Annotated in this window: 12 protein-coding genes; 2 read left to right on the forward strand and 10 right to left on the reverse strand. The window is 35.5% G+C overall.

Going from position 1 to position 18,646, the window contains the following annotated elements; genetic code table 11:
* Window positions 1-4 precede the first annotated feature (4 nt).
* Window positions 5-820 carry a DUF1338 domain-containing protein gene (locus KHA98_RS08690; protein WP_213257253.1) on the reverse strand — a complete coding sequence of 272 codons (816 nt, stop codon included), beginning with the start codon at window positions 818-820 and terminating at the stop codon, window positions 5-7.
* Window positions 821-1,007: 187 nt separating this feature from the next.
* Between KHA98_RS08690 and KHA98_RS08695 the strand changes: the two genes are divergently transcribed.
* Window positions 1,008-1,478, forward strand: a complete 471-nt coding sequence (locus KHA98_RS08695; protein WP_213257255.1) for an Lrp/AsnC family transcriptional regulator — start codon at window positions 1,008-1,010, stop codon at window positions 1,476-1,478.
* A 291-nt stretch (window positions 1,479-1,769) separates the two neighbouring features.
* Here the strand turns inward: KHA98_RS08695 and KHA98_RS08700 are convergent, their stop codons facing one another.
* From KHA98_RS08700 to KHA98_RS08730, 7 genes are read right to left on the reverse strand one after another with little or no spacing between them, the layout of a single operon-like run.
* Window positions 1,770-2,819, reverse strand: coding sequence for a type II asparaginase (locus KHA98_RS08700; RefSeq protein WP_213257256.1), 1,050 nt, complete (start codon window positions 2,817-2,819; stop codon window positions 1,770-1,772).
* Window positions 2,820-2,843: 24 nt separating this feature from the next.
* The gene (gene aspD / locus KHA98_RS08705; RefSeq protein WP_213257258.1) at window positions 2,844-4,493 is read right to left on the reverse strand and encodes an aspartate 4-decarboxylase; all 1,650 of its coding nucleotides are present in this window, start codon (window positions 4,491-4,493) and stop codon (window positions 2,844-2,846) included.
* Between the two features lie 36 nt (window positions 4,494-4,529).
* Window positions 4,530-6,224: an aspartate-alanine antiporter gene (gene aspT / locus KHA98_RS08710; protein ID WP_213257260.1), complete on the reverse strand. Its 1,695-nt coding sequence runs from the start codon at window positions 6,222-6,224 to the stop codon at window positions 4,530-4,532.
* Between the two features lie 57 nt (window positions 6,225-6,281).
* Window positions 6,282-7,448: an ABC transporter permease gene (locus KHA98_RS08715; protein ID WP_213257262.1), complete on the reverse strand. Its 1,167-nt coding sequence runs from the start codon at window positions 7,446-7,448 to the stop codon at window positions 6,282-6,284.
* Window positions 7,417-8,601, reverse strand: a complete 1,185-nt coding sequence (locus KHA98_RS08720; RefSeq protein ID WP_213257264.1) for an ABC transporter permease — start codon at window positions 8,599-8,601, stop codon at window positions 7,417-7,419. The genes KHA98_RS08715 and KHA98_RS08720 overlap by 32 nt, the downstream gene beginning before the upstream one ends.
* Window positions 8,601-9,590, reverse strand: a complete 990-nt coding sequence (locus tag KHA98_RS08725) for an HlyD family secretion protein (protein ID WP_213257266.1) — start codon at window positions 9,588-9,590, stop codon at window positions 8,601-8,603. The genes KHA98_RS08720 and KHA98_RS08725 overlap by 1 nt, the downstream gene beginning before the upstream one ends.
* Window positions 9,591-11,042, reverse strand: a complete 1,452-nt coding sequence (locus tag KHA98_RS08730) for a TolC family protein (RefSeq protein ID WP_213257268.1) — start codon at window positions 11,040-11,042, stop codon at window positions 9,591-9,593.
* 323 nt (window positions 11,043-11,365) lie between these two features.
* On the opposite strand from KHA98_RS08730, the gene KHA98_RS08735 reads away from it, so the two are divergent.
* A complete protein-coding gene (locus tag KHA98_RS08735; RefSeq protein ID WP_213257269.1) occupies window positions 11,366-11,725 on the forward strand; it encodes a hypothetical protein in 360 nt (119 codons plus the stop codon).
* A gap of 59 nt (window positions 11,726-11,784) precedes the next feature.
* On the opposite strand, the gene KHA98_RS08740 is transcribed toward KHA98_RS08735, so the two are convergent.
* A complete protein-coding gene (locus KHA98_RS08740; protein WP_213257271.1) occupies window positions 11,785-12,426 on the reverse strand; it encodes a porin family protein in 642 nt (213 codons plus the stop codon).
* A gap of 69 nt (window positions 12,427-12,495) precedes the next feature.
* On the reverse strand, window positions 12,496-18,633 hold the full coding sequence (locus KHA98_RS08745; protein WP_213257273.1) for a M4 family metallopeptidase: 6,138 nt from the start codon (window positions 18,631-18,633) through the stop codon (window positions 12,496-12,498).
* Between the last annotated feature and the right edge of the window lie 13 nt (window positions 18,634-18,646).

Raw genomic sequence — 18,646 nt, forward strand, 5'->3', positions numbered from 1 at the left:
TTTATTATTTAGTTTCCTGCAACTTAACGTCTGTACTTTCGAAGATTTTATCTGCTGATGAAGCGACAAATCCCTGATACAATTCTCCGTTCGCCATTGGGTAACGAAGTGCAAACTCATAATAACAAGACGGAATTTCTACCGCTCCTTCTTCAAAATTTACCAGATACAAATCGGCCAATGTGCTTGATTGCTCCAGTAATTGCTCTGGTGTTCCTTTAATTTTTCCTCCTGATGCATTCAGTTTCCATCCGCTTTCTTCTAAGAAATTGTTTAATTCTTCTAAAGTTTTAAACTCTTTTAAAGCATTAGTATTGATTGTAAAGTGATTGGCTCTGAAACCGTACACATACATCCAAGCCGCATATTCAGACTCTTCTAATAAAGTTTTGTAGATTGCCTGAGAATTTCCATTCCAAACTGATCCGCTTAAAACCAATTCCGGATCATTAAAAACCTTCTGATTGCAATTGTCTAGTATATTTTGTACTGTTTCCTGTAATTCTGCAGAACATTTTTCTAATTCTAATTCTGAAATAAAAATCCTTGGAGCATCTTTATCTGTAGTATGCTCGTAGTGTTTAGCATATAATTTTTTACTTTCAAAATTATATTCCCCTCTTGCTTCATATCCAACTTCAAGGAAAGGTTTTTCTAAAACTTCAATATTAACACGCTTATCATTGAAAGTACGAATGGCAATATGATCATTGAAAATTTCCTCGCCTCTGTTTTCTAGCAATTCATGTATTTTTTTTGCAGATGGGGTAATATCAGCATATTGCTCCCATAGTTTTGTAAGTAATTGATCTTTATTCATCTTGGTTATATAAAATAGTGTGATTATGACACAAATCTATATATTAAACTGTTATTATAACAGTATACAAGTACGATTATTTACAATTAGACATATCTTAAGATATATTTTGTATTTTTGACACTTTGAAATGGAGTTTTAACAAAAGAATTGTCAAAATAATAGAATATATAAACCAACTACAACGATGGCGTACGGTAAGAAGAATGAAAATACTGACTATTTAGATAGAGAAATCATCCAGAAACTGAGTGAGAATGCGAGAATTCCATTTTCTGATCTGGCTAAGGAATTAAACATATCCAATTCGTTAGTGCACTTAAGAGTTAAGAAATTACAGGAAGCGGGAGTTATAACCGGTTTTTCTGTAAAATTACAAGCCAAAGAACTTGGCTTTGAAACGATTACTTATACCGGAATCGTGACTAAAGAAGCGCGATATTCCTATTCGATTGCCGAAAAACTAAAAGAAATTCCGGAAGTAATCGAATGTCACTGGGTTTCGGGAAAATATGCTTTGTTTATTAAAATTGTAGCACAGAATAATGAAGAGCTTCGCAAAATTTTATACGAGCAGGTTCATCAGATTGAAGGGGTCGGAAGTACGGATTCTTTCTTTTCTTTCGGGGCTGCTTTTGAGAAGAATTTGCCGGTTTAATATTTCTGTAATTACTGGAAAATTCCAAAATTATAGATAAAAAAAATGTGCAAATATCCCTGAGGCTTTGCACATTTTAATTTTGAAAATAGATCTTTAATTTCTGAACATTCTCGTAAAATGTTCTTATGAAATATTCTTATGATTGCGTCCTCCTAGCGTCCCCATAGTTGAAACTATGGGCTATGTTGAAAAACTATATCTCACGTTTTAGAATCTGCTATTGAATCCTCGCAATATGAACATGCGAATGGTTTCAACCATTGAGACATTTCTTCCCTATTTTATTAATTAATATTCGAAAAAATATTCCTGCAGTTTTTTACTGTCACTGGTTTGCGTTAACCCAAGCATTAATAAAATTCTGGCTTTCTGCGGAATCAAATCGTCTGCTACTATTGTTCCTAATTTCTGATCATCGGTTTCATCCAGAAGCGTTACTCTTCCTGATGGAACTCTTGAAGCTCTGGCAACCACAACACCTTTTTTGATTGCATCTACGACTGCATCTGAGTTTATTTTATTAAGATTTCCGTTTCCTAAACCTCCTGTAATAATCCCTTTTACACCAGCCGCTACGTTGGCTTTGATTGCTGTTGCAGGTGCATCTGCATATAGTTCTACTACTGCTACTTCCGGTAATGAAGTCAAACCTGTAATATCAAAAGGGGTATTTTTGTTTGCTTTTCTGATTTCTTTGGTATATAACTCTACTTTTCCATCATAAATCTGACCAATTGGACCGTTGTTTGGCGCACTAAAAGCATTTAAATGTGTTGTATTTGTTTTTACTGCATCACGGCCTGTAAAAATATATTCATTGAATATCAATAAAACACCTCTGTTTGCCGCTTGTTTAGAAGATGCCAAAGTTACGGCATCGAGCAGGTTTTTTGGTCCATCGGCGCTAAGTGCAGTTGCAGGACGCATAGATCCTGTAATAACTACTGGTTTATCATAACGAACGGTTAACGACAAAAAATAGGCAGTTTCTTCCTGAGTATCTGTACCGTGTGTGATCACAATACCATCTGCTTCATTGTTTTTGTAGATTTCATTGATTCTTTTATTCAATTTAATCCAAATATCAATGCTCATATCCTGACTTCCAACATTGGAGATTTGCTCTCCTGAGATATCTGCCACTTTTTCGATTCCGGGAACAGCATCAATTAAATCCTTAATTGGTAATTCTCCTGACTTATAAGCAGAGCGATCTGCCGAAGCTCCTTTTCCGGCAATTGTTCCTCCGGTTGCCAATACTTTGATTCTAGGCAATTTTTGTGCATAAATACCCGTGCTTAATGCTATCGATAAAACTAGTGTAATTAATATTTTCATAATTCAATTATTTTATTTTAGTTTTTATTTTTCTAATCCGTTTTGCCAGCTTGTAACGTATTCCAATAGAACTTTACGAACATTTTTTCCGAGTATTAAATAACTCTCTGTTGGAAGATTGGCTAATGAAACTCGTATACTCCATTCTGGCCCGGCAAAACCTCCACCGTTCAAAAGTACGATAGCTGTTTTTTCAGCAAGACGAAATAATATATCTACAGGCTCAAAATGAGTCTCAAGCCATTTTGCAAAATCTTCTCCGTGAAAATGTTTTGCGGCTACCATAACATCAATTTCTGAATAATATCCTGCGCGCAACGGGTCTTCAAGAATAGGTGTTTCCAATCCTTCCCATAATAATGCTAAACGTTTTTTAATAATCGATTGTGTCAGTGATTTGTAAACGTCTTGTGTATCTAATAAACAGAACGCAGAAAACAACATCATCTGAAATTGTTGTGGCAAAGATAATCCGGCGGTATGATTTAAAGCTACCTGACGGCTATCGGCTACTAATCTGTCAATAAATTTGATTTTTTCAGGTTCCAGACTCAAAGAGGAATAACGTTCGTGCAGTTCTTTTTTATGCGCAGCACTTAGATTGGCAATTTTTTTGTCGAATATATTATCCTGATGTACTGCTATAGTTCCTAAGCGCCATCCTGTACAGCCAAAATATTTGGAGAAAGAATATACAGTAATGGTATTTTGCGGAATAACTGCCATTAATGATCTGAAGTTATTAATAAACGTTCCGTAGACATCATCTGTAATAATCATTAATTCCGGATTGTGATTTTTTACAATATCAGCAATATAATTCAGCGTTTCTGTGCTCATTGCAGAAGATGGCGGATTACTTGGATTTACAATAAAAGCCACTTTTATCGCCGGATCTTTTAATTTATCTAATTCGGAGTTTGGATATTGCCAGGTATGGAATCCGTTTTCACCTGTTCCGCTTGCTTCCACGTATACGACATCAAACTTATAACGGTCTAATTCTGGAATTTCGATATAAGGTGTAAAGGTTGGCGTAAGCAAAGCAATTTTGTCTCCGCGTTCTGTAAGGTGATTTTGCATGAAGGAATCAAAAATATAACACATGGCTGCGGTACCTCCTTCTACGGCAAAAATGTCGTACTTGCCTTTATCATTACCAATGCCGCACATTTCCTGAGTGAGATAATCGTGTACAATAATTTCCATATGACTTAACATACGATCCGGAACAGGATAATTAAATCCTATTACCGCTTCTATCCATTCGCGAAGCCAGGCATCGCCATCAAAAGCGTGTTTGTCTACACCGTAATGGTATGTTTTCTCTAAGAGTGAAGCTCCGGGTGCCTCTTTATGTGTGCTTAAAAAAGCTTTAAAACGTTCTGCAACGCCACTTTTGTCCTGAACAATTCCTGCCATTATTCCTTGTTCTTCAAAGACATTTCGACATTCATCCAATGCAAATTGTCCGAATAAAAAGAAGGCTTCTCTTGGTACTGTTGCAATCCAGTTTGGATTTCCTCTTCCCGCGTTAAGCGTAATTGCTGTTGATTTCAAAGCACTTTCTTCTGCCAGATGAATTAATTCGTTTTTGATTTCAAACGGGCTAAGAGTCTCCAGTGTTTTTTCGACTTCTCGAGATGTTTTAATTTTAGAAATATCAATTGCCATAATATAGATTTTTAAAGATTTATAGAAATAATAGCATTAACTCATTATAAGAATAATAATCACTCCCCAGATTATTAGTAAAGTGTTCCCCACGGCATAGGTAACAGTGTAACCCAACGCCGGAGTTTTACTTTTAACAGCATCTTGCAATGCTCCTAAAGCTGCGGTAGTTGTACGTGCTCCTGCTGCACAACCTAATGTAATTATCGGATGAAATTTAAAAACGTACCTGCCCAGAAAAAGTGCCAGTATCATTGGTATTGTTGTAGCGACAGCTCCGGCAATAAAAAGTCCCCAGCCCGCTTCCTGAAATCCAACAATAAAACTTGGTCCTGCGGTAATACCTACTACGGCAATAAATATATTTAAGCCTACATTGTTCATGACCCATAAGGCAGGTTCCGGAATTCGTCCAAAAGTAGGATGTTGCCCTCTAAGCCAGCCAAAAACAAGTCCGGAAATCAAGGCTCCTCCGCTTGTACTTAAACTCAACGGAACTCCGCTTACGTGTATGGTAAGCGCACCAACCAATCCTCCCAAAACAATTCCTAAACCTACAAAAGCCATATCGGTACTGTTGGTTGCTCTGTCCGGATAACCAATATGTGCAGCGGCAAAATCAACTTCTTTTTTAGTTCCGACAATTTCTACCATATCACCTTTATTTAGTGCTGTATTAGGTAAAATCGGCATATCAATTCCCGAACGTTTTAAGGTACGAACTACAACTCCGTGCATAAATTTTTCGCCTCTTAATTCTGCTAAAGTTTTGTTTACAACCTCTTTTTTAACGATCATGACGCTTAAAACTTCCACTGGAAAATTTAGTAGTTCTACATCCAGAACTTCTTTCTCGTTTACTGCTACGTAATTCATCATAAACTCACGGCGTCCACCCAAGGCAACAACATCATTTTCTTCAACAAGGGTATCTTGGGTTACGTCTATGATTTCTTTTCCTTTACGAACGCGTTGTATAAATAAATAACGTCCTTTATTTTTAAGCTGTTCCTCGATCTCTGCTACTGTTTTATTGCATGCAGTAGATTGTGCCGAAATTTGATAGGCATTGTAAATTACTCTGTCGTAAGCAGAAGCAAGACTCGGATCGTCACCAATAGAATCTCCTCCAAGCTGAATTTCGAGTTCTTTGGCTTTTTCAACCAAATTTCCTCCCAGTAATTTTGGACCAATAGAAGCTAACAACCAAGCCGACCCTGCTGTTCCAAAAATATAAGTCACGGCATAGGCTACCGGAATTTTATTGATTAAAGCGGCTTTCTGATCTGCGGGAATATTTAGCTGATTTATGGTATCTGAGGCGACACCAATTACGGCTGAAATGGTTTGAGATCCTGCGAGCATTCCGGCAGTCAATCCCATATCATATCCCATTAGTTTACCAATAAAGTAAGGGCATATCAGACATAATACACATACAATAGCAGCGAACAGCATTTGTGGAAGACCATCTTTTTTTAATCCGCCAAAAAATTGTGGACCAACGCTGTAACCAACAGCAAATAAAAACATTAAGAAAAAAACCGATTTTACATTGGGAGAAATAACAATATCCCATTGTCCGACCAAAACTCCAACAAGCAGTACACTTGTGACGGTTCCGAGCGAGAAAGTTCCGATTTTAAATTTTCCTATAAAATAGCCAATCGACAATGTAAGGAAAACAGCCAATTCCGGGTAATCTTTGAGTGTGTGTACAAACCAATCCATAGACATAAATTTATATAAAGTGAAGATAATCAAATTATTACAGAAAAATAAATGAATTTAATCTAAAATTTTCCTCTGTGTTAAACGTGTAATTCTGATATAACAAATGGCACTGTAAAATGCCCATAATAAAACCAAATGCAATAAAGCTCCCGGATTGTCCCACAACCCCGCTCCCGATTGCACAATTCCAGTATATATAGAAATAAAAGGTGTTGTTGGTAAAAGATCTGATATCCATTGCAATAAAACCGGCAACGATTCAAAAGGCCAGCTGTATCCGGTAATTAAAAATATCGGATAGGTCGAAAATGCCATCATTTGCAAACAAACCAATTGCGATTTGAATAAGGAACCTATAAACTGCGCCATCGGGATTAATGTGACAATAAACAATACCAGCAAAATTCCAAGTTCAAAACCGTTTCCGCGCATGGGTAAATTCAGTAATTTGTAATTTACATTTAAAAAGAAAAAGCCATACGAGCAAAAAAGAAGCAAATAGAATAATCCTTTTCCCCAAATACCGTTTGATACGCCACCATTCAGCCATTCGCGTAAGCGTGAATGTTGTCGTTCTCCTGCTACACTTTCAGATAAACCAATCAATAAGGTTTGTTGTAAAATCAGCGCCAGAAGTCCCGGTAACAGAAATGCTCCATAACTTGATCTTTCGTTAAACAAAGGGCGATAATCCAGATTTACCGGCATTACATTATCCATAGAAGCCGTTGTGCTCATGCCTTCGCTTTTTTGAAAATACTGAAGCCGAACTCCCGCGCCTATCGTAAGGCAAATTTGCTGCACATTCATTAACAAATCACTTGATGGTAAAAAGCGTGCGGCATTTACGGCTAAAACCACATTACTTTGTTTTAAACTCAGGAGATTTGTTTCTGTTCCTTCGGGAATATAAAAATAGCCCTGACAATTGCCCTGATACATTTGTTCTTTAGCGTCTTTCAGATTAGAGAAATGTACTAATTGTACTATGGGAGAATTGTCTATATTTTGCTGCAATAATCGTGATAACTGGGAATGATCATCATCTACTACGGCGAGTTTTACTTCAAACTCTTCTTTATTTATATAAATACTTCCGTAGAAAAAAGCATAAAGCAACGGCGCAATAAGAAGCGTAAGGAGCAAACTATGATCCTTACCAACTAATTTGACTTCTCTTAAAAAGAGTTTAATCAAGGATTGCTGTGGCTTCTTTTTCATCTCTCAAGGAATTAAACTGACGTTGAAATAATAAAATGGCTGTGGGAAACATTACGACACAAAACAAGAGCAGTTTCATGAAATCTCCCTGTGCATATTTTAAAGGTAAATTCATATAATACACCTTAAAAAATCCATCTAAAAATGCGGTATAAGGCATTATGAGTGCATAATACTGATCGTACCACGGCATTGCCCAACGCGGAAATGTAAATCCGCTGAATACAAAAGCCGGGGATGTATAAAATAAAGCAGTATCTCCGGAAAGCATTACGTCTTTAAACAGTGCCGATATAAACATTCCGATGCTAATACAAGCCAAAGAAAGCATCGTATAAATTACAAAAAACTTTCCTGTTGCGGCGGGAATACCAATATCAAAAAGAGGAAACACTACAAAGGCAATCAGAATAAAATTAAACCAGCTCACTACAAGATGTGCGATTGTTTTTCCGCTTATAACTGCTATAACAGAACCATTTGCGCACTGGTACAATTCCTGCATTGTTCCGGTGATCCATTCGTAATTTAGTGCCAGCATACAACTAATAATCAGAATCATCTGCATTCCAACTGTAATTAATCCCGGAACCAGATATTCCTGATAATTGTATGTGGCATTGTAAAGCTGATAAGCATTTAGTTTTATCGGATTAGCAAGTGCCATTGCCTGATCGGACTTCATTCCTGTCTTTTCCAGCTTTTGCAAAATTACGCCTGTACTTCCGGTAATTATAACTTCGGCTACAGCCTTATAAACCATTTTTGCGGGAACCAATGAAGCAGCATTGGTATACAAAGTCACTGTACCAGGATGTCTGCTGTAAATGTCTTTTTGAAGGTTTGCAGGAAAATGAACGGCGCCTAAAATCTTTCCTTCCTGAATTAATCGCTTTACCTCTTCTTCGCTAAAAACTCTTCGGGTAATATGCAGGGATTCTTTCTGTGCCAATAAAAAAGTGAGTTGTCTGCTTATAGCGCTTTGATCCTCATCCCAAATTGCAAATGCCAGATGTTTGGCTTCATGCTTTTGATAAATAAAGGCATAAAACGAAAATAAAACCACAGGAATAACGAGCATTACTAAGTAAAATACTTTTAAACTTAGAATGCGTTTCCACTCCCGAATGATTATGTTTCCAATGGTATTCATTAAGGCAGAAGTAATGAAGCGGTCATACCTGAGCGTAAACCTTTTATTTGGGCTAATTTCTCAGGTTTTAATTCGATTGTAAAAGTTCTGAGTTCAAATTCTCCTTTATCTTTTGAAGGAACCCAATTGGCAAATTCCAGTGTTGGGGCGATAGAACTTACAACGACATCAAAAACTTCAGGTTCGCAACCGGGAACTTTTACAGAAGCTTTGCTGCCTACTTTAAGTAAATTTGCCTTGTCCTGTCTGATATTGAATTTTATTATGGTGGAGTTTTTCTTCTCGATCGTCATCATCGGATAACCAATAGAAACGATTTCTCCCTGATGGGTAACCAGACTCGAAATCACACCATCTGCCGGAGCATAAACTCTTGTATTGTCTCCCAGTGCTTTGGTTAACTCATAAGCTTGTTCGGCTTGTTTTACAATCGCGTTGGCTGTTTTTAATAGTTCCGGTCTGGTACCGTCTTTTAGCATTTGTAAATTTAGCTTTGCGGTTTCCATTTCTTTCTTGGCGGCCTGAAACTTAAAATAAAATACATCTTTTTCTTGTCCGGAGATCACATCGGCATTGTACAACCGTTCCATACGATCGTACGTCGTACTAAATAATTTGTACTGTTCCTGACTTATCTGATATAGTTTTGAAGTCGCTTCTATAAGTTCCGGTCTTGCTCCCTGAGTTAGTAATTCCTGTTGTCCTTTTGCTGCATCGATAGCGGATAAAGCTTGTGCTTTTATAGCGTTGATTTCGTTAGAACGAAGTACTGCAACGAGTTGTCCGGTGTGTACGGTATCGCCTTGATTCACCAATAAGGAATCTAGTCTGCCCGGGAACTCTGCCGCAACATCTACGCTTGAAGCATCGACCATTCCAATAAAGTTATTTTCATCGTCATTATTGCCTTTCAGAAAAAAGACCAATGCTATAATCACTACCAAAATTGGTATTAATAGTGCCCAATAATTTTTTAAAATATCTTTCATCTATTTAATAAATTGAGTGATTTTAGTTGGTTCGCCTATACTGTTGAAATATTCTGCGAGTGCGAGATAATATCCAAAAACAGCAGTATAATATACTTTCTCTATATCGGTTTCTACCAATAGTGCATCGTTTACATCTTTGGGGGATGATAACTGATTTTTCATTCTTTCAGTAATCAGTTTACTGGTGGTGTGTGCTTCTTTGCGTGCTGCTTCAAGAGCCAGAACATCTTTCTCAAGAGAATCCATTTTATTCTTGGCTACTTTTGTCTTTACCTTTAGCATCAAACTTGAATTTTCTTCTCCAAGTTTGGCTTCGTCAATTAATTGTTTACTTGCCAATACACGTTTGCTGGTCTGGGCATTAAACAATGTCCATTGCAATTCTAGTGCTACAAACCAATTTGGGATTGCAACGGGCAAATCTTTCTGATATAAATTAAAATTCCCCACGGCAAATATGTTTGGCAATGCTAATGATTTACTGATTTTCTCTGCAGTTTCGGCATAAGCAATCTTACTGTTTGACATTTTATAAAGCGGATTGGACTGCCAGAAATCTTTCATAGGTTCATCCATATTTATAGTATTGTATTTCAGCGTATCAGAAATAACTAAAACAGTATCCAGCTCTACACCCATAAGTTTATTCAACTCAATCTGGGCATTTTTTTTCTCATTTTCAATGGTGTTAAACTGACTTTTTGCCTGAATCAAAACTACATTGGTCCAGTTTTTTTGATAAGGTGGCAAAATCTTGTTTTTGACGAATTCTTCGGCGTAATTTTTATTTTTATCCAAAGCATCTACAATGGTTTCCTGTTTCTTCATTAAGGAGTTGAGGTACAATATTCTTAAATACTGTACGGTAATCAGGAAATCAAGTTCTTTATCTACTGCTTCTACATTAAAGCCGGCAGTATTAACTACAGATTGCGCAAGATCAACTGAGGCGTTTAGTTTATTTCCTAAAAAAAGCGGCTGTCGTACTCCAACGCCTGCTAAAAAATAAGATTGTTCACTTAATGAAGGATTGTAATTGGGATAAATTCCGCCAATTATTGTTTTGGATGTATTGTAAATTTTATCCTGAGCGGCCTGAGACAAGTTATTTCCTGTAATTTCATTATAAATCTGATTGGCCGTATTGACACTTTGTTTGGAAGAACCTTCGACGATTCCATCTTTAACCGATTGCAGATTAATGGTTAATGGTTCGCTTAAGTATGTATAACTAGATAAAAGATCTACTTTTGGGAAATAGGCGTTTTTCTCTGCCTGAAGATTATATTCAACAGTTTTTAATCCTGATTTGGCTTGTTTTAGGGTAAGGTTATTCTGTTTTGCCATCGCAAAACAATATTCAAGTGATGCAGTTTGTGCACTTGAATTGAAAGTGAAAATAAATACTAAAAATAAAATTAAATCAAATCTTAACAATTGGTTACCCATAATAATAATCTTCAGTAGTTTGATTTGTAAATAGTGATGCCAATAAACCTTAAAACAGAAAACTTAAAATGCTGATGTATTTAAAATACTATAAAAGTATCTCATTATTTGGGGGTTAGAAACAAAGTTAGCCATCTTTAGGTTGCATATTAACTTAAACTTTGTTTCATTTTCTAATTTGAAACAAGAAGAATTTACTTATAGAAGCGATTTGATACTTATTTGATTTCTTTTTCGATAATAAAAAGACAAACGCAGTTATACTTTTATTAACTGCAATAATATCTTTTTATATTTGCGCCCTATACAGAATTAGCAATAGAATGACGATACAGGATTTAACAGGTACATATTCGGTTTCAGGAAGTAATCAGGACGAAAGCGCTCAAATCACCTACAAAGGGACTTTAACTTTATCCTTAGATGAAAACAACAGAATTGTGGCGCAATGGCTTATAAATCATACACAAAAGCAAACGGGTCATGGCTTTTTTAAAGACAATATTTTGGTCATTAATTTTAACTACAAAGGGGAGAACAATAAAACATTTAAGGGTGTTGCGGTTTATCGCTGTATTACCAAAGATGTACTGGATGGATTTTGGTCTGAAAAACATGGTGATCCACTCTTTTTGGGAACGGAGCATTGTTTGCGAATAAAAACTTCTGAACGACTTAACTAAACAAAAAAAGCCACTCTAAATTTAGAGTGGCTTTTACAATAACATGAAGTAGTACTAACTTAATTAAAAAAATAACCAATGGTTATTTGAAAAACTCTATTCTTCATATCGTTGTCAATAAAATAATTTGCGTTTCCATCTTTAAAAACATCCGAATACGAAATTGTATATCTTAAGTCTGCATAAAATTTATCCATCAATTGATAGCCTAAACCAAAATTTACAGCAGTATCTATTCCGCTTGAATACTTATACAAATTAAAGCTTTCCTGATTTTCGTAACCTAAAAAGTTATCCTGATAGGTATTGTTAGCTTTTAAAAGTATTCCTATTTGCGGTCCCGCCTGAATACTTAAACCATCAACCACATAATATTTTAACATTACTGGAATATTTAAGTAGTTTAATTTTATTGTACTGGTAAATACAGAATTTGTAACATCAGCATCAGAAAAGGAAGTTTTTACCCCTTGATGGCTGTACAACAATTCCGGTTGAAGGGCAAATTTTTTAGCCATAGGAATTTCGACCATTACACCTCCTGTTAACCCTGTTTTACTTGAGGAGTTCAATTCGCTGTGGTCAATAGTAAGGGTCGAAATATTGACACCCACCTTTACTCCCACTTTTACTTTTTCATTCTGAGCTATAACACTTATACTCAAAAATAAAGTGTATACTATTAATATTATTTTTTTCATAGCATTTATTAGTTTTAAGAATGGTAACTCTCATAAACGAGAGTTACCTTAATTCTATATGTAAATTTGTTATTGCTTGATAATCTTGGCAGTATATTTCTTGTCTTTTACACTGCACTCTAAAACATAAACTCCAGCGTTTAATGTACTGATATTTATATTGGACGGAATACTGGAATATGTTTTAGTATACACCGCTTTTCCATCCATTGCATAAATTTTGATTTGCACTTCACCTTCAGCTTTATCAGCAAGGAAGATGGTTATCTGATCAACAACCGGATTTGGAAATACCCTGAAAGAATTGGTGATTTTTCCAATTAGCATTCCTTTTGAATCAAACGGTGCCGAAATACTATTACAGCCATTACCATTTGTTATCTGAAGACTATAATTTCCTTCCCAGAATGTAATTATAGATTTTTCTATTGCATCCGGTATTGGTCTTCCGTTTAAATACCATTGGTAAGAAGCTGCTTCAACTGAACTTGTCAGTTTTTTATCTCCAACGACTTTAATTTCCGATATTACATCGTTTTTAAGAACTGAAATCGTTGTACTCAAAATTTTACCTATACCATTCTCGTTGTAAACTGTTACATAGTAATTTCCGCTTTCTTTTGTAGTATAAGTTGATTCATCTGAACCATCAAACCACTCATAAGATTTATACGTGCCGGGAGTTAAAACAACTTCAGGACCACAAACTTCTCCACTAACTAATTCTGATTCAAAAACATCAAATCCAGCTCTTATTGTTTCGGTAAGTGTACAGCCATTTTTCATGATAACAGTTACGGTATAATCTCCTGCTTTATCGACTTGAATGGCATTTGAAACGGCTCCTGTGTTCCATTTATACGAAAGAACATCCAGTTTTTTTATTCTAAAATTAGTTTCGGCATCAATGTACATTCCTTTTCCTGCGTAGCCATATACGGTAGGATTATCGAATATTTTGAAATTTCCTGATACTTCCTGATAGATGTAGTTACTAATTTCATTATTGTTTAAAATCTGGTCGTTTTCTAAAACTGCCTTAAGATTAAACATATGCGAATCGCCACTTTTATCTAATTTGGGCTGTTTCTTAAAAGTATATTCGATACTTTCTCCAACCGGAATTCCATTTTCAACTGTTTCTGAAATCGTTTCCAGTGTATTGACATATTTTAAATCTAACTGAACTGCTTTTGGTGCAACTGCAATTTGTCCTTCATTGGTAAGCTTCACTTTAAACTCAGATCCGCCACAAACATCTTTTGGAGACAATATTTGTACTGAAACATCTAAAACTGGATCGGTAATTACTTTTAAATCATCTAAAACCATATAAGAATAACCCGCGGCTTTGGCATGTCTAAATCGCAGCATAACAGATTTTCCTGCATATTTTTTTAAATTAACGATTCCCTTTTGCCATTCTTTATTTGCATAAGTTCCTTGTTTAGTTACACTCCATATTTCATTCCATTGCTCTCCCTCGGTTTTAATATCCACAAGAAAAGCATTGTTATTGTTACTCTCTAATGCATAATAAAATTCTAAGGCAGTCGCTTTATCAGATAACGTATACATTGGAGAAATCAATTCGCCATAATTTGCATAAGCTTCAAGCTGGTTATAAAGCATTTTTGCAGCTGTGTCACCAGTATGATCTACTTTCGGAATAGAAACATATTTATTATCAGGATTCACCACTACTTTCCATGGATAATTTTCATCGCTTTGATTTGAAACATATCCTTTGGTACCGAATAGAGTTCCAGCAGGTATATTTGAGAAAGTTTCTATATCCAGTTCCGGTGCTTTTGCCACAACCTCAAAAGTACCCGTAAGGCTCTCGGCTAAATCTTTTGGCTGTGCATCTACAATTAATTTTACAGTAATTCCATAATTTCCAGGTGCTAATTCAGGAAGACCATCAATTTTATAAACAATAGTCTGATATTGAAACGATGGAGTATTTCTTTCGACTGAAATTGGTTCACCAACAGCAACTCCATTTTGGGTAATTTGATATTCGATTGTAACCTTTTCTACTGTTTTATAAGATAAATTCTTTGCACTTATATAAAACTCATGTGAAGGCAAGTCCTGATAAACCTTTTCAGCAACACTTAAATTAGAAAGTTCTAAATAATCCGCCTTATCCTTAATTACAATATTATCTACTGCAAAACCGGGAGCAAATTGCCCATTATCATCATGTTGAAACGCAAACTGAACACATGATTTTCCTGCATAAGCACTTAGATCAACCTGATATTCAAGCCAGTTATTGATATACGGCATTTTAAATACCGTTTCCCATGTTGTTCCTCCGTCTATACTCACTTTTACGTAACCATCAGTAAGCCTTTTACCATCACCAAAACCATCAAATCTTAAGTGCGCTTCTTTATAATTACTCAAATCAAATACAGGAGAAATCAACATATCGTTTGAAGCATCACAGTCGCAATCCCTGCTAACATTACTGGCCATAAAATGTGTATGCTCTTTAATCCTCCATTCTGGAGATTCCAGTTCTACACTTGTACCATGTCTCCAGCCTATACTATTTTCATTTTCAGAAGTTCTCCATCCTTTATATTTAGTCGCATCTTCAAAATCTATTTTATACGGAAGCACAGCTACTTTCAAATCCTCATTTTTCCAGTTATCATAACTAAATTTGAAAGAATTATTTTCAGGATGAACATCCTTGTTTGCATCCTCAGGAAAAACAGAAACTATTATGGTATTTTCACCAATACTTATTAAATTAATATTTGGAAAAGAGTACGTTATGGTATCCCCAAATTTAGCAAACTGTAATACTGTCTTTTCGCTTTTTGAAAAAACTACATTTTTTGCATTATCCAGAATTTTAATTCCTATTATGACTTCTTCTCCTTTTGTTGCAAAATTATTTACGATTTTAGCCTTTACCGTAACATCATTGTTATTAACAACACAGCTACCAGCGTCTAATTCTGCATCTGTAATTTCTAAGTCATAAGGAGCATCATTTACTTTAATATTATCTATTAAAGCGCCTAAATAACTACTATCATATTTATCTGTTACAATGCGAAAACGAATTGCCGCTTTTTTTCCTGCAAGTTCATTTAAAAGAATCTTATATGGCTGTTTACTAGGTGAATTATTAATTCCGGTAAACCAAGACCCCGATATCAAATTATTGTGATGTACTGTTTCAGGGTAATCAATACCTTCGGCTTTTTTCCAGTTTTTTCCTTTATCATCTGAATATTCTACAATTAGACCATCATATCCTTTTTCAAATAAATAAGTCATATCAAACGCAACATAAGGAGAGTTAACACCTGTAAAATCAAATATTGGTGATTCTAATGTAAAATCGGCATTTCTGGCAATTTTTTCTGAACTTCCCATTTTAATACTTCCCCATAAATATTTTGATTTGATGTCTCTAAAAGAGTAAGAGAAAGCTTGCCATACAAATTTTTGATTGGTAAGAATTGATCTTGAATACCACCCTCCCGGTGTTTCTTCAAAATCCTGGTTATATGGAAATTGTGATATTGTACCATTGTAAACAGCGTTTGTTGTGCTATTGTTTGTCGAAACTGGATCTTTGTCATAGGTTACAAAAGCTTCAAAAGTATGTACCCCTGTTGCAGATAAATCTACCGCAATGTCAAAAGGAATTATCATTTCAGAATTTCCTTTAAAAGCTGTGTCCAGTGTAATGTCTTTCCATACGATCTGGCTTCCTTCGACTTTATTTAAATAGCCAATTTTGAGCTTTTCGCCAGCAGGGATATCCTTGCATCCTAAATTATAAAGTCTCACGGCCATCATATAGCTCGAGCTTAAAGTTTCACCGGTATAGTCTGGAAGATTTAATCCAGCAAGCTGTATGTCAAAATCTTTTTGTGCCGGAAGAACCAGAAAACTGGAAACAAAAGAAACTCCATCTTTTACACCAAACTCTACTACTGGTTTAAAATCAAGTTTAATCTCTACATAGTTTGGATTGGCAGAACTTACTGCATAAGGAAGTTTATCCTGAATCTTTATAATGGCTTCTTCTCCAACTGCAAGATCTTTAGTAAAGGGTGAAGCGATACCATTATTTGTATAAATGGTACTAATTCTTCCACCAAAACCTGTTGTCATTAATCTAAGCTTATAATTGATAGCTTCATTAGCTTTAATTACAGTAGACCCTGTATTTTTTATTTTAATATAAAACGGTTCATCGCCTTTTAATGTACCACAGGAAACAGTTGGTTCTTCTACTGCAACCAACGCTATCTGTTTATCTGCAAAAGCTGCTCCAACTCCTACAGCATACCAGGCATTAGTAACTTGTTTATATTCTTCAGAACCTAATCCGTATAAGTCTTCTGTTGCCATTAATGAAGCCTGGCGCATATCATTAAAGTTCGAAGATGGAGATAGATAATCTGTAAGCGTTAAATAGACAATTTTTTCTGCCTTAGCCAGACTAATCGATTTTATATCATAACTGCTGCCAATATCATTTACTCCTTGTCCTCCTTCGCATAAAAGGTAAAACCAGTAATTACTAACCCCACTATTGATATGTACGCCACCATTATCATAAGTAATATTTAGTGGGTTTGCCCAATTTGTTCCGCCATAAGTATTGGGCTGACCTTGTGCTTTTGGGTTCGGAATGTTTCTCATACTACCATGTTTGTATAATTCATTACCTAGCTGCCAAATATTTTCTTTGGACTCTTTACCAACATAAAATTCAACCGCAATTCCCAACATATCACTGAAAGATTCATTTAAAGCTCCCGATTCTCCCTGATAAATTAATCCGGCAGAGAATTGTGTAACTGCATGCGTTAGTTCATGAGCCGTAATCCCCAAGCCAACATAAGGTGTATTGTTGCCGTCTCCAAACTGTGCCCAGCCACCAGTCCATGAAGCGTTTTCAACATTTGTACCTAAATGCGCAAGACCAATAATGTTCATGCCTTTATTATCTACACTATTCCTGTTGAATTTATTCTGATAATAGTCGATTGTTTTTTGCATACCCCAATGAATATCAATGGCAACTTCATCATGATTGGCGTTGTGCAATTCATTCCAGATATTATCTTCATCTATAAAATCTGTCAATACTTCATCTGAAGCACGTTCTGCATGGTTCATATTCAAAGTGTAAATAGGCACATTGTACTTTCCCTGCAAAGCTTCTAGTCTGTATCCGTCTGCATATTGTTTAGTATTAAAAGTAACATCGCCAGAATAACGCGATTTGCCTCTACCCTGACTTTGAACAGGTTTCTCAATTTTAGTTGCGAAATGAACATCACGATTCAAATCGATAGTCAAAATTACTTTTCCGGAGTTTGCATCAACATAGATAGTCTGACTGGATTGCGGATTAATTGCAAAAACATCATATTTCCAGGCCAGATAATATTCTTTAAGCTGAGAAGAAAAATTAGGTCCAACATAAACCAATTCTCCCTGTGGTTTTGCACTAACTTTTTTGTCAACCAAAGAACCTAGTTTTTTACTTTCCCAGATATACTCATTTGCATTAACCGTTTTTAATGCATTTTCTAAACCTGTCGCAGCATTAATTTTGTAAGCAACAGTAGCTGGTAATTTCTTACTTGTAGAACCAAATGCATCAATCTTGGTTTTATTTTCCCTAACCTTATAAATAGCTCCTTCTACAGGAATAGCATTGTGCATTTGTTGGTAAGTAATCAGAGTTCTGCCATTATTCTCAGAAATTGATTTTAATTGCATTTTATCTGCTCCAGATAAATTAAAGTCGCCTTTTTTTACTTCAAATATATTTTTTGCTGTTAAGCCCGAAGATTTAGCGTAAGATCTAACTTTTGTACTATCAGACGCTGGTGATTTTGTATTCTCTTGATATTGAGCAGTACTAATTTTTTGTCCAAATAGTTTTTGGCTTTCTTTTATTTGCTTTTTTACCGCTTCACTTTCTTCATCCGAAAGGTTAATGCCTTTACTGCCATCTTCTTTTTTTGTGAAGAGATTATTTGCATCATCATTTTTTTCAGTACCCTGATCTTTTTTGACATTAGGATCTTCAATTGCCGTTTTTACATCATCCTTTTTAACATTCTGAAAAGGAGTTTGAGCCATCCCGGAAGAACAGGCAAACACAAACAGCAAAAGGAACAAATACCTGATTTTAAAGTAAATTTGATTCATCTTTTTAAAATTT

Origin of the sequence: Flavobacterium branchiicola, from assembly GCF_018383905.1 — a bacterium.
GTDB lineage: Bacteria > Bacteroidota > Bacteroidia > Flavobacteriales > Flavobacteriaceae > Flavobacterium > Flavobacterium branchiicola.

What these genes read in the sequence shown, in the direction of transcription:
- KHA98_RS08690 (WP_213257253.1), bottom strand. Translation starts at nt 820, where the DNA reads ATGAATAAAGATCAATTACTTACAAAACTATGGGAGCAATATGCTGAT.
- KHA98_RS08695 (WP_213257255.1), top strand. Translation starts at nt 1,008, where the DNA reads ATGGCGTACGGTAAGAAGAATGAAAATACTGACTATTTAGATAGAGAA.
- KHA98_RS08700 (WP_213257256.1), bottom strand. Translation starts at nt 2,819, where the DNA reads ATGAAAATATTAATTACACTAGTTTTATCGATAGCATTAAGCACGGGT.
- aspD (WP_213257258.1), bottom strand. Translation starts at nt 4,493, where the DNA reads ATGGCAATTGATATTTCTAAAATTAAAACATCTCGAGAAGTCGAAAAA.
- aspT (WP_213257260.1), bottom strand. Translation starts at nt 6,224, where the DNA reads ATGGATTGGTTTGTACACACACTCAAAGATTACCCGGAATTGGCTGTT.
- KHA98_RS08715 (WP_213257262.1), bottom strand. Translation starts at nt 7,448, where the DNA reads ATGAAAAAGAAGCCACAGCAATCCTTGATTAAACTCTTTTTAAGAGAA.
- KHA98_RS08720 (WP_213257264.1), bottom strand. Translation starts at nt 8,601, where the DNA reads ATGAATACCATTGGAAACATAATCATTCGGGAGTGGAAACGCATTCTA.
- KHA98_RS08725 (WP_213257266.1), bottom strand. Translation starts at nt 9,590, where the DNA reads ATGAAAGATATTTTAAAAAATTATTGGGCACTATTAATACCAATTTTG.
- KHA98_RS08730 (WP_213257268.1), bottom strand. Translation starts at nt 11,042, where the DNA reads ATGGGTAACCAATTGTTAAGATTTGATTTAATTTTATTTTTAGTATTT.
- KHA98_RS08735 (WP_213257269.1), top strand. Translation starts at nt 11,366, where the DNA reads ATGACGATACAGGATTTAACAGGTACATATTCGGTTTCAGGAAGTAAT.
- KHA98_RS08740 (WP_213257271.1), bottom strand. Translation starts at nt 12,426, where the DNA reads ATGAAAAAAATAATATTAATAGTATACACTTTATTTTTGAGTATAAGT.
- KHA98_RS08745 (WP_213257273.1), bottom strand. Translation starts at nt 18,633, where the DNA reads ATGAATCAAATTTACTTTAAAATCAGGTATTTGTTCCTTTTGCTGTTT.